Raw genomic sequence first — 341 nt, 5'->3', positions numbered from 1 at the left:
CAATAGCTATCCCCAGCGGCATCAGATCAAAGCAGTCAAATATCACTGAAACATAGAGCTTCCCATCCTTTGCCTTCACCTCGCTTATGTCGGTCACAGCTTTTTTCAAAGGCTTGTCTGCGTAAAAATCACGTCTGAGAAGATCATCCGATTTTTGAGCAATCCGATCAGCTTTGGTTATCCCGTTTGGCTTTCTGCGAGGCTTGTGTATCAATCCTATCTACGCCATGACCTTGCGTACAGTAGCTTCACAGGGAATGTCAATGTCAGTTTTCCCGGCAGCCTTTCTCTGCTGCAATGCAAGATACATACGCTCCCTGCCGTAGCAGTCATTATATTGG

1 pseudogene is annotated in these 341 nt (G+C 46.3%); it reads right to left on the bottom strand.

Going from position 1 to position 341, the window contains the following annotated elements:
• Nucleotides 1-214 (bottom strand): annotated as a pseudogene (locus DW938_RS14545) (IS3 family transposase); the annotation flags it as partial.
• Nucleotides 215-341: the final 127 nt, after the last annotated feature.

Origin of the sequence: Ruminococcus sp. AM43-6, from assembly GCF_003461785.1 — a bacterium.
Taxonomy (GTDB): Bacteria; Bacillota; Clostridia; order Oscillospirales; family Ruminococcaceae; genus Hominimerdicola; species Hominimerdicola aceti.
This window is presented reverse-complemented; position numbering and strand designations above follow the sequence as displayed.